The sequence below is a fragment of the Acetobacter senegalensis genome (genome assembly GCF_001580995.1).
Classification (GTDB): domain Bacteria; phylum Pseudomonadota; class Alphaproteobacteria; order Acetobacterales; family Acetobacteraceae; genus Acetobacter; species Acetobacter senegalensis.
On sequence record NZ_LHZU01000141.1, the window covers coordinates 39,084 to 51,546 of the forward strand.

The following is a 12,463-nucleotide window of genomic DNA, read 5'->3' on the forward strand; positions in this document are numbered from 1 at the left end:
TGCCATACCGTTCTCCGGCGGACAAAGGACGCTGGCAAAAAGCCCCTCCACCGCCTTCTTTCTCACTCAACACCATCCATAGGTATGATGAGCATTGGTGTGGAACAATGGTTTTCAGAACCACGCTCTACCAGACTGTTCAAACAGCCTCTTCATACGCCAGCCAAAGAAAGATCGTGACGCGGCTCAATCTGAAAAGCGCATTTGAAATGTAGGGGGCAAGGAAAGAGACTAAGAGCAAGCTTGGCCAAGCCTTGCTCTCCCTCTAACACATCACAAACAAAAAAGCGCCAGACACAAACATCTGGCGCTTTTTCCATAATCAAACCTGAAGAGAGACTCATCAGGTTTGATAGAAGACTTTAGTAATTAGCGGAAAGCTGGAACAGAAATGCGCGCCCGATAGAGGGGGTAACACGGTTGCTGAACAGGTTGCCGTAGTTCAGGCGATTGGCAAGATTGTAGCCATTCATAGCCACTCGCCAATGAGAACCGAATTCGTGAGAAACCACGGCATCAAATTCCACATTCGCCGGAACACGTGCCGTATTGGCCGGATCAAGGAACACACCTTCGCGCCATGTCACACCCCCACCAACAGTCAGGTTATACGGTGTTTTGGGTGCAATTTCGTAAGTGCTCCATACAGTCGCCTGATTCCGCGGAACATACTGAATCTGCTTACCAATATCGGCCAGCGTCCCCCCTGTGGTCTTGCTGTCATACCGCGCATAGGTGGCAATCATGTTCCAGTTTTTCAAGATCTGCCCTGACACACTCAATTCCAGGCCCTGGTTCCGCTGAGTATCACCAGAATCCGTCACCTCTCCGCTGCTGGGGTCAGTCAGCATGGAGTTCCCTTTTTCCAGACGAAAAACAGATGCTGTAAAGCCAATCCGGTCATGAAAAGCTGAATACTTGGCTCCAATTTCGTAAAGTCTGCTGCGTTCGGGTTTGAACTTGGAGTTTTTGGGAGACAAAGGTTCGGAACTGTTGGTCACATACAACCCAAGCGGCGTCGTGGACTCAGCCCAGTTGAAATACACCATTGTATGATCATTCGGTGTGTACATCAGGCTAACATTGGGGTTGAACGTATCCTGCTTCTGGCCCAGATGCGTGTCAGGTGTGCTCGCAACACCGCCGGTGGCGTTATAATTGCTGCTCCAGTGATCCCACCGGAACCCTGCCTTGATAGAGAACCACGGCGCCAGCCATGCCTGTTCCGAGAAGAACGCTCCCACATCTGTTGCGGCACTTGTCTTCCATTCCTTGCGGCCTACACCGTTTGGAATATTCACAAGATTTCCGGGGTTCAGTGATCCCACACCCACATCCAGACCCGGAATATAAGCCACAGGATTCAGCAGGTTCGCCCAGCGGCGGATAGCCGGATTATTATAGGCGTAATTCTGGCGGCGATCATAAATATGCTCAATATCAAAACCACCAATCATCTGGTGCTTGATACTGCCCGTGTTAAAATTGGCAACTGCCGAGGCCACATTCTGCACGGACCAGTCATTCTGCTGGTAAGGGTTCGGGCCGCCTACCCCACCAATACGGGAAACCACTGCATTTTGTGGGTTGGATGAAAACAGTGCCGATGTACACGTTGCATCACAGGATTCCTGCGAGGCAGAGAAGTAACGGCTGTAAAGACCGCCGCGCGTATCATTATACACCGTAACGTATTTGTTGAGCTCCCAATGCAGGCGGCCAGTCAACATATCAACGTTGGAGGCGTCCTGATCAAATGTGGTGCCATACCAGTTGGTACGGCGCACGCCATATTCCGTAACCGGCTTGCCATAACTGGCACCCGGTTTTGTCACAACCGGCACACCATAATCAGGAATACGGTTATCGGTCTGGTGCATATACTCAATGGTATAATTGATCTTTTTACCCAGACCAAAAATGATGGACGGCGCGATACCCCAACGGTGGGAGTACACGGCATCACGCCCCACCATATTGCTTTCATTGCCCATACCTGTGATGCGGAACGCAATGCTGTCTGTAATCTTGTGATTAAAATCCAGCGTGCCACGATAATAGGCCCCGCTCCCGCCGGAGAAGCTGGCACTAACATGGTTCGCGGCAGTAGGTGTTTTGGTTGTAATATTGATCGCACCCCCTGTGGTGCCATTACCAAACACCTGTGAAGACGGCCCTTTGATGACCGTCACATGGTCATAATCAAAGCTGTCACGGGTATAAACACCAAAGTCACGCAAGCCATTTTCATAAATATCGTTCTGCGCTGCAAAACCACGGATAAGGAACTGGTCCCCCGCCATGCCGCCTTCACCTTCCCCAACGGAAGCAGTAATCCCCGGCACATTTTTCAGCGCTTCATCAAGAGATTTCACGTTCTGCTGCTGCATGAGGATCTGCGGCACAACATCAATGGTCTGCGGCGTGTGCAAAACGTCCTGCGGCATACGGCTCAAGCCAATAGGGGTCCGCAACGTGTTCATGGGAGACGCCGTTACTGTCCATTCTTCAGCTTCAGCGCCGTCCTGCCCTGCAATCAGGGTCGGACCATTCCCCTTTGCGTTGGCAAGCGTGGCTTTTGTACCCTGTGCAGCAGCAGGAGGCGTTGCGGCAACCGGCGTGGCTTTTACGCTGGCATCAGCATGCTGATGGTCCCTTTTATGATGCCGGTGGCCATGAGTTTTTGCATCTGTAAGGGAGTGATCCGCTGTTGCTGCGCACGCCTGATCTTCAGCCACACCAAACGCCGCAGTACATCCCAAAGTCAAACCCACCGCCAACGGCGCGGGCCGAAGACGCCGACGAACACTATATACACGCATGAACCGCACTACCTGCTTTAGGAAAATAGAATAGTGCTGTTATCCATAAATGATAATTATTCGCAAGTTCATTTAGGGAATACCAGAAACTGATTCCTATTCTCATTCTCATAAAAAATTTTTTACTTTATCGGAAAACCTTTTTATTTCCTCAATTTCTCGGGATATCTGGTATCAAATCCGTTACAAAGCATATCTAACCGTCAAATACTGCATAGCTCCCTCAAAAACGCTTTCCAGAAGAGCATTACTCCGCTTTCGAAATGAAGAGGAACTGACGTTTTCTATGCGCAACGCATGAGATCTCACCTGTCTCAGACCTGTTTGAAAAGACAGCGATTAAGGGCACGGCACAAAACTTTTGAACCTGAACAGACCGATATGTAAGCCCCTGTGCGGGGCCCTTAAAACGAAAAAAGGACGCATTTTACGTCAAAGAAGACCGGTTATGCCCATACCGAGGCGTTTCAACCAGGCTGCTGTACATACGCCCTGTCCTCAAAGTCCAATCCTCATTCTTGTGTCCGCCGCTCCATGCCTTCAAAGCGGCGCTCCATCTCAGATGAATCAGGAGGCCCTCTTTCCTCCCTTTTCTGTTCAGGACGGTCGGCGCTGCGTGTTTTGCCCCGTCTCTCCGTAAGGTGACAAAGGGGCGACCTGTTAGCCTCTCGCCTTTCGGGCCAGGATGCGCGAAAACCAAGACAAAGACCTATCCGTGCATAGCCAGTATCAAGAGAAACAAGGACCAGAAAAAACCGTGCTGCTGAATGTGATTGAACGAGGCCCCGAAAACCCGACAGAAGCCCCCCATCTGCCGCCGATTGCACTATTGCATGGCATGTTCGGGCGCGCGCGGAATCTGGGCTTTGTGCAACGGCGGTTGGCCACCACACGCCGCACACTGGCGCTTGACCTCCGCAACCACGGAGAAAGCCCTCATGGGCCAGTCACCTATCAGGCCATGGCGGATGATGTGCTGGAAACATTGCAACACCACAATGCTTTACCCGCCATGATACTGGGGCATTCCATGGGCGGCAAAACAGCCATGATGCTGGCCCTGACACACCCCACGCAGGTTCATAGTCTGGTGGTGGTTGATATTGCCCCCGCGCAGGGTGGTTTTACCCGCATGGATATTCCGACCGGGCTGGAAAATCTGGAATTCCCCCCCACGTTGGACCTTGCCGGGGCAAACGCGCTGCTGCGCCCCCTTATCCCGAATGAGTCTGTCCGGCAGTTGATGATCCAGAACATGCGGCTGGGAGATCACCCTGGCTGGCAGATCGGTCTGCACGACATCATGGCCGGATTACCCGCCATCATGGGGTGGCCAGATCTGCCGGAAAACTGCGTTTATAACGGTCCGACACTCTTTATCCGGGGGGAAATCTCTCCCTATATCCAGCCCCGCAACTATCCCATCATGCGCAAACTTTTTCCGCACCATACGCTGGAAACCATAAGTGGCGCGGGGCACTGGGTCCATGCCGACGCACCAAGACGGTTTGCTGAACTGGTGGAAGAGTTCTCAAAGCTCTAAAGGGCGAATTTCTCCTTTACAGCCCTAAGCCTTCCACCGTGCGGCCAGCCATATCCAGGGCAACCGCTTCTGCAATGCGGATACCGTCTATTCCGGCGGAAAGAATACCACCTGCATATCCGGCGCCCTCCCCTGCTGGGTAGAGGCCCGGTGTGCCTATGGATTGCCCATCTTGCCCGCGAGGCAGGCGCACGGGAGAGGACGTACGGGTCTCGACACCTGTCATAACCGCGTCTTCCATAGCGAACCCGCGCAGCTTCCGATCAAAACGCGGCAACGCCTCCCGCAGGGCTTCCACTGCAAAATCAGGCAGGCAGGTTGAAAGATCCGTGGGCGTTACGCCGGGTTTGTAGGATGGCACAACATTCCCCAATGTGGTGGAGGGTCGTCCGGCCAGAAAATCCCCCACACGCTGGGCGGGAGCGTTGTAATTGCAGCCGCCAGCCACAAAGGCCTGTCGTTCCCAATGGCGCTGGAAATCAATGCCTGCCAGCGGATCATCCGGATAATCCTCACCGGGGCGCAGATCCACCACCATGCCGGAATTGGCGTTTCGTTCCGCACGGGAATACTGGCTCATCCCGTTGGTGACCACCTGCCCGATTTCGGACGTAGCGGCCACAACCGTACCACCAGGGCACATACAGAAAGAATACACCCCGCGTCCGTTACTGGCATGATGCACCAGCCTATATTCTGCGGCCCCCAGAAGCTTGTTGCCTGCACTCGGCCCGAACTGGGCGGTATCAATGACCGATTGCGGGTGTTCAATCCGCACCCCGATGGAAAACGGCTTGGCCTGCATTTCCACACCTGCGTCCCGCAGCATGGCAAACGTATCACGGGCACTGTGGCCCACGGCCATGACCACGTGATCCGCCTCTATCACGTCACCAGCAGCCGTGCGCACCCCTTTTATCCGGCGTGTTCCATCCTTCAGAACCAGTCCGTCCACACGGGTGCCAAAGCGATACTCCCCTCCGGCGGCTTCAATCTCTGCACGGATATGCTCGACCATGGAAACCAGCCGAAACGTGCCAATATGCGGGTGCGCCAGATAGAGAATTTCCTCCGGGGCTCCGGCTTTTACAAATTCCTCCAGCACGCGGCGGCCCAGAAAGCGTGGGTCCCGCACCTGACTGTACAGCTTGCCGTCCGAGAACGTTCCTGCCCCGCCTTCTCCAAACTGCACGTTGCTTTCCGGTGTCAGCTCCCCGCGCCGCCACAGGGCAAACGTATCCACGGTGCGTTCGCGCACCACCTTGCCACGCTCCAGCAGCAAAGGCCGCAACCCCATGCGCGCCAGCATCAGCGCGGCCATGAACCCGCAGGGGCCAGCGCCTATCACGATTGGCCGTTTATATTCCGCCTTGCCCGCCAGTTCTGCGCCCTGCTCCACCGCCACCGGCTGCCGCCAGGACATATCCGGCGCTATGGTCACATGGGGGTTGGTCGGGTGGGCCGCCTGAAAACGTGCCAGAACGGCAGCTTCGTTCTTCACCACGCAGTCAACAGTGTACACAAGCTTGATGGCGCTCCGCCGCCGCGCATCATGCCCGCGCCGAAACACGCTAATACTTTCCAGCTCATCCGGAGCCAGCGCAAGGCGCTCGCGCACCGCATCCTCCAGCGCCTGTGGAGGATGATCAAGTGGAAGCCGCAGTTCGGTCAGTCGAAGCATGGCGTGACCTTCATCAGATGTGATAGGACAAAACTCAGAATAAGGGAGCCCGGGCTTCCTATGCCGGACAGCGTCTGAACGCAACGGCATGGTGGCACTCCAGCCCGCAAGGATGCAGCGTTTCATGGCCGACACCACTCCACAGAACCCGCACAACACGGACAGAACCGCCCCCGCCGCAACTCCTGTACCTGAGGATTCTGGTCACACGCCCCACACAGATCACGCAGGCTACCGCCACGGAACGAAACAGACCGCTGACGGGCCTCAGGACTCCTTAGGGGCGCCAACAGGCACTGAAACGCCAGCCCACACACACACTGGCCATCAGGATGAGTCTGATCATCTGGACCACGGGCATGAGGCCTGCGCGCACGATCACCCCGAAGCAGAACAGCCCCATGGCTCGGCTGATCTCCATACCCATGATCATACGCATGACGCGCATGCTACCGGGAGCGATCATGATGATGATCACCATCATGATCATGCTGGCCACGACCATCACCACCACGGATTTGGCCATCATCATGTTCATGCGCCTGCTTCCTTTGGCACAGCCTTTGCCATCGGCATCACGCTAAATCTGGTCTATCTGGCAGCCGAAGCCCTGTGGGGCATATTCTCTCACTCTCTGGCGCTGCTGGCCGATGCTGGGCATAATTTGTCCGATGTGCTGGCATTGGCCGCTGCATGGTTGGCAGAAAAACTGTCCCAACGGTCCCCATCCGCCCGTTTCACATACGGGCTTCGGCGCTCTTCTATTCTGGCAGCACTTTCAAACGCCGTGATCCTGCTGGTTGTGACGGGAGGGGTAGCGTGGGAATCCGTTGGTCGCCTGCTGGAACCCGGCCCTGTGGCGGGCAAGACCGTCATGATTGTGGCGGCTGTTGGCATTCTGGTGAATGGCGGCACCGCCATGCTGTTCGCCTCCGGCCAGAAAGATGACCTGAACATTCGCGGCGCTTTTCTGCATATGATGGCAGATGCCGTCACCTCTCTGGCGGTGGTGATTGCTGGCGGTCTGGTTCTGCTGACCGGCCTGAACTGGATAGACCCTGCCGTCAGTCTGGCCATTTCCGCGCTGGTAGTACTGACTACCTGGGGCCTGCTCCGCGATTCCGTGGATATGGCGCTGGATGCCGTGCCCCGCTCTATCGACCATGCTGCGGTAGAGGACTTCTTGCGGACTGTTCCTGGTGTTGCCGATCTTCATGACCTGCATATCTGGCCCATCAGCACCACCGAAACCGCGCTTACGGTTCATCTGGTGCTGGTCTCTACGCCTCTTCCCACTGCCTCAGCTCAAACGGCCCTGTTGCAGGATGTGGTCGAGGGGCTACGCTCTCGTTTCAGCATTGCCCATCCAACCGTGCAGATCGAGGAAGCCTGCTACGCTCCTTCCTGCCATCTGATAGACCCGCATACCGTCTGAATGCCTTGTTCCGCCCTACCGGCTCCCGTTCTCGTTTCGCATAAAAGGTTCCGCCTGTTTTGACCTTGCGTCTCCCTCTTCCTGAAAGCAACAAAGGCATTGCAGCGTGCAGCCTTGTTATCAGTCTTGTCGCGCTGGGGCTGAAATACGCCGCATGGGCCGTTAGCGGCAGCGTGGCGCTGTATTCCGATGCCGTGGAAACCATCATCAACGTGGTCGCAGCGGTCGGGGGACTGTGGGCTCTGGCTGTGTCTGAACGTCCGGCTGACCACAACCATACCTATGGCCATTACAAGGCCGAATATCTTTCCGCCGTGGCGGAAGGTACACTGGTTCTGGTGACAGCGTTCATTATCGGGCGGGAAGCTGTGGAGGGGTGGTTACACCCTCATCCCGCACTGGCTCCTTATGCAGGTGTGGCGCTGAACGGCATTGCCACCTTGGTCAATCTGGGCTGGGGCCTGACCATGCTTCAGGCAGGGCGCGCTCGCCGCTCCCCTGCTCTGGTGGCAGGCGGCCAACATGTGCTTTCTGATGTGTGGACAGGCGTTGGGCTTGTGGTCGGTATTTTGCTGATTCCGCTGACAGGCTGGGTACGGCTGGATGCCGTTCTGGCAGGGCTGATTGCCCTGAACGTGCTCCGCGTAGGCTGGAACGTGATGAAAGACTCCATTGCCGGGCTGATGGATCAGGCTCCAGACCCTGAGACACTCGATCAGATCCGTGAAGTCATTGCCGATAACGGGCGCGGAGCCATAGAAGCGCATGATATCCGCACCCGTGTGGTCGGAGCCATGACCTTCCTTGATTTCCACCTGGTCGTGCCCGGCAGCATGAGCGTGCATGATGCGCACGAGATCTGTGACCGGATTGAAAACGCCCTGCGTGGCAAGATGGGCAATACCTTGGTGCATATTCATGTAGAGCCAGACAACAAGGCAAAGCATGAAGGGATTGTGTTCTGGCCCCGGCCCGAAACACCCGCCAGTAACAAAGCTTAAGTTGCGATTGAGAACAGTCTCTCCCGACGGACTGACGGTTCGTCTAGCGTCTATATGAGGCTGATATGCGCCTCTATGGTCTCGCTGGGTCTGTCAGGTCCATCTGGACGGTTCAAAAAACCCGTCCTTTTCGGTCACTTCAGAATCATAACCGATTGATGTTGCTCCTGACAGAAAAGTCCGGACAGGAAGCCTTCGCCCCCTCCTGTTGTTCAGCCGCAACAACTCTTCCCCATCTGACTTTTTCAAACGCCTCTTGAGCGCCGTTTTCTGCGATGGTTAGCGAAATTCCCCTCTCTGACCGCATGTCACGGCGGGCACCATGCATTTCCCTCATGAACAACCATTATAAAGAAAGACTTTGCTTTCTTCACAAAAGGAGCGTGTTACAAGGCTTCTAATATTTTCTCGGACTTTCAGGATAGTCTCATGCCCGCCAGCGTGACAGTCACCACTGCTCATCTTCGCCATATCCGTGAGCAGACCAAAGCCGGCACCGTCAACTGGCGGCGCAAGCTCATCTACTGGTCCGGTGGCGTCATGGTGGGGATTGTGGCCGTTGCCTTCGCCGCGTTGGCGGACAAGGCGGCTGATCTACGCAACCACATTATCGCCCTCAGCCCCTGGCTGATGCTGATTGTCACCCCAGGAGGGCTCGCGCTCTCCACGTGGCTGACGCGCAAATGGTTCAGAGGCGCGCAGGGAAGCGGTATTCCTCAAGCCATTGCCTGCATGCATCTGCACGATTTCCGTGTGGTTGACCGCGTTCTTTCTCTTAAAATCGCCATCGCCAAAATTTTTCTGACCACTCTTGGGCTTCTCTCAGGCGCATCCATCGGGAGAGAAGGTCCCTCCGTGCAGGTCGGCGCAGCCATCATGCATACGGTCGGCCGGTTTATTGGTGTTAATGACCCTACACGCCAGCATGCGCTCATCAAGGCTGGCGGGGCAGCGGGGGTTGCCGCCGCATTCAACACACCACTGGCCGGAATTGTATTTGGTATTGAAGAACTGGCCCATTCCTATGAACAACGCACCAGTGGCACCATGCTTACCTGCGTGGTTCTGGCCGGTGTGACAGCCATCGCGCTGGTGGGAAATTATACCTATTTCGGCCACACAGATTCCGTGGTGCCAGTTGGCATCAGTTGGCTTGCGGTTCTGGCATGCGGGATCATGGGCGGCGTAAGCGGCGGCATGTTCTCCGCCCTGCTCATCCGCATTTCACGTGGCATTCCAGGCAAATTCGGAAAATTCGTTGCCACCCGGCCCATCACCTTTGCCGCCCTGTGTGGTCTGGTGCTTGCCATTATTGGTCTTCTCTCCGGTGGCATGACCTACGGAACAGGCTACCTTCAGGCCCGTGACATCATTATGGGGGATGAGCACTACCCGGCTTCCTATTTTGTGCTGAAATGTCTTGCCACCATTGTTTCCTATTGCTCTGGCATTCCGGGCGGTCTTTTTGCCCCCTCTCTCTCCGTGGGCGCGGGCATGGGCGGCTGGATTGCACAGTTCCTGCCCCACACCACCCCAGGCGCAGTTGTGCTACTGGGAACGGCGGCCTACTTCGCGGCTGTCACCCAATCTCCCCTAACGGCAACCGTTATTGTGATGGAAATGTGTGACAACCAGCAGGTCACTCTCGCTCTGCTGGCCAGCGCGTTTCTGGCGTTTGGTGTCTCCCGCGCCATTTGCAGCCACGCCCTTTACGGCGCACTGGCGGTCAAGTTCCTGCGGTCTGCCAACCCACGCCCCGGTATGTCCACCCGCCCCGCAACAGCCACGGATACCGCACGCTGATTTCAGCTTCTGGAACGGAACAAGCGTCTACAAACAAAAAGGGAGCGCTGCATTAACAGCACTCCCTTTTCTGTTTTAGTGTGAAACGGTTACCAGGTTTTACAGGCTGGCAACTTTCTGTTCCGTCTGCTCGCCTTCCAGCACGTAGGGACCAGCGGCAATAATCTGCACACTCAGCATGGCCAGCGCACCCGGCGTACGCTCAACCAGCGGAATTTCAGCATGCCCTGCTGTCCAGCGCATGCTGTGGCCAGCGTCCACACCATGCCAACCCTGCAAGTTTGCATCCTGCATGATGTTTTCCAGATTGCGGGCAGCACCGACCCCTTCCTGCAGGCTCATGTTGCTCACCAGAACACCCAACTGACGCCGGTCATCCACAAACGGACCAATTGTATCAGCCGGACGGCTGGTACGAGACACCAACCACACGCGATCAATACCCGGCGGCAGCATGAAGAACACCTTGCCGTTCTGTTCACGAGCCTTGCGAATAATCGCGCCGCTTTCTGTCACCAGATGCACGTCAGCATCATTGGTCACAACACGTGCGGGGGTAACAGCTTCAATTCCGGCATGCTTTGCGCGGGCTTCAATCTTGCGGAAAATCGGTTCCACAACAGCCTGAGCCACAACCAGTGGCGCAGCAGCATCTTCCGCCCATGTACGAGCGGTCTTGTGGGAACCAGCGTTGAGGCTGACAACAGTACCTTCCTGCCGGAAAGAACCTCGGTTGCCGGTATCCAGATAGCTTTCCGTCATCACACCATCCGCCACAATAACGGAATGCTGCTCGGTTTCGATGTGATAGTAATCGTAAGATGTAATGGAGTGATCATAGAAAATGGATGCACCATTCACCAGCATGCGCACAGGCGTAAACAGACCATTGAAGAACAGGCAATGTTCTGGTGTCACCAGCATGTCCTTGTAGGGGACACCTTCCGCCAGCGCGTCTTTTAGAATACGCACCGGATACCCGGCTTCATCGTCCGGCAGACCAGCCTTGACCGCAACACGCGTCTTGCCAGCCCATACCACTTTCCGAACCACCTGCTGCCCATCCACGTAAGCGACAACACTGTCTCCCACCTGAATATCCTGAACAGCAACATCCCCTTCAGGAGTGCGGATCATGGAGTCAGAGAGGAAGCAGGCACCGATATAAGTATTGCCGTTTGCATAAGTAATTTTAAGGGGATTTGTTGCCAAATCTTGTGAGTTTACAGAATTATTATACGTTCCCACAGGAACATTAGCACCACTTGCGATCGTTACAGAGTAATTTGCAATGGTGCTACCATCGTTTCCTATAAGGGTAATTGTACGAGACGTACCAGAACCCGAAATTACATAACCTGAAACGGGAGCAACAGTATTCTCAAGTTCAATTGTATCTTTTGCTGGATCGTAGCCAGTAATTGACTTTGTCCCCAAGTCAATCAACGTCCCACCAGCGTTAAGAACTAGCGTTCCACCACCAGTAGTAAAATTGATTGTTGATCCACCAAGAATGGTGGCCAAATTAACGCCTGATGAATAAGTGCCGCCATATCCAATATTAATTGTACTTCCGGACAACGCTGATGCGACCAGTCCGCTAGATGCTGTTAATGTTCCTCCGTAAACATTAAAAGTTTGCCCAGAAATAGCATTAACCGCAAACGTAACTGTTGTATCACCTCCAATGTAAAATGTATTTACTGCAAGCGCATTAACTAAAATACTAATATCCCCCGTTGAACCGGGAACGGTCACAAAGGTACTACCCAAGAGGTCCGCCGCGACCACATCATCATCAGAACCAGTAATAATATTTCCAACTAAAGGAGAAGGAGATGCTATCGTATTACCAGATGCATCTTTGATCGTTACTGTTTGGGTAACCCAGCCAGAACCAACACTCCAAGTGGTCACCACATTTCCATCTGCATCGTACGAGTAATAATCTGCCATGCTGCCATTCCCTTTTATCAGGACACGTCACTCACGATGTGTCGATAATTATCAAAGGAGCCGCCTCCTCTTCTTTGAGTTACATAATTCCAAATAATTAATTTAAAGTTACTGAAATCCCTAATATTGCGATTCGCTTTGATTTTTTCTAACGCGTTTTTCTTTACTTCTTCTGCGCCTCGGCAAAACGCTGGTTACACAGCAAACAGGCCGCCTTCCTCC

General features: G+C 54.7%; 7 protein-coding genes. 4 read left to right on the forward strand and 3 right to left on the reverse strand.

Annotated features, from left to right (window positions below):
• Positions 1-362: 362 nt before the first annotated feature.
• Complete coding sequence (locus AD948_RS13020) at positions 363-2,822, reverse strand: TonB-dependent receptor (RefSeq protein WP_061472298.1); 2,460 nt, start codon at positions 2,820-2,822, stop codon at positions 363-365.
• Between the two features lie 757 nt (positions 2,823-3,579).
• On the opposite strand from AD948_RS13020, the gene AD948_RS13025 reads away from it, so the two are divergent.
• Complete coding sequence (locus AD948_RS13025) at positions 3,580-4,365, forward strand: alpha/beta fold hydrolase (RefSeq protein WP_061472325.1); 786 nt, start codon at positions 3,580-3,582, stop codon at positions 4,363-4,365.
• A 16-nt stretch (positions 4,366-4,381) separates the two neighbouring features.
• Here the strand turns inward: AD948_RS13025 and AD948_RS13030 are convergent, their stop codons facing one another.
• Positions 4,382-6,046 carry an NAD(P)/FAD-dependent oxidoreductase gene (locus AD948_RS13030; RefSeq protein WP_061472299.1) on the reverse strand — a complete coding sequence of 555 codons (1,665 nt, stop codon included), beginning with the start codon at positions 6,044-6,046 and terminating at the stop codon, positions 4,382-4,384.
• A 124-nt stretch (positions 6,047-6,170) separates the two neighbouring features.
• Between AD948_RS13030 and AD948_RS13035 the strand changes: the two genes are divergently transcribed.
• From AD948_RS13035 to AD948_RS13050, 3 genes are all read left to right on the forward strand, one after another.
• The gene (locus AD948_RS13035; protein ID WP_248846024.1) at positions 6,171-7,481 is read left to right on the forward strand and encodes a cation diffusion facilitator family transporter; all 1,311 of its coding nucleotides are present in this window, start codon (positions 6,171-6,173) and stop codon (positions 7,479-7,481) included.
• 59 nt (positions 7,482-7,540) lie between these two features.
• Entirely contained in the window at positions 7,541-8,482 is a 942-nt protein-coding gene (locus AD948_RS13040; protein WP_082782446.1) for a cation diffusion facilitator family transporter, read from the forward strand.
• Between the two features lie 429 nt (positions 8,483-8,911).
• Complete coding sequence (locus AD948_RS13050) at positions 8,912-10,285, forward strand: chloride channel protein (RefSeq protein WP_006558586.1); 1,374 nt, start codon at positions 8,912-8,914, stop codon at positions 10,283-10,285.
• Between the two features lie 99 nt (positions 10,286-10,384).
• On the opposite strand, the gene AD948_RS13055 is transcribed toward AD948_RS13050, so the two are convergent.
• Positions 10,385-12,241: a Hint domain-containing protein gene (locus AD948_RS13055; RefSeq protein ID WP_082782447.1), complete on the reverse strand. Its 1,857-nt coding sequence runs from the start codon at positions 12,239-12,241 to the stop codon at positions 10,385-10,387.
• Positions 12,242-12,463: the final 222 nt, after the last annotated feature.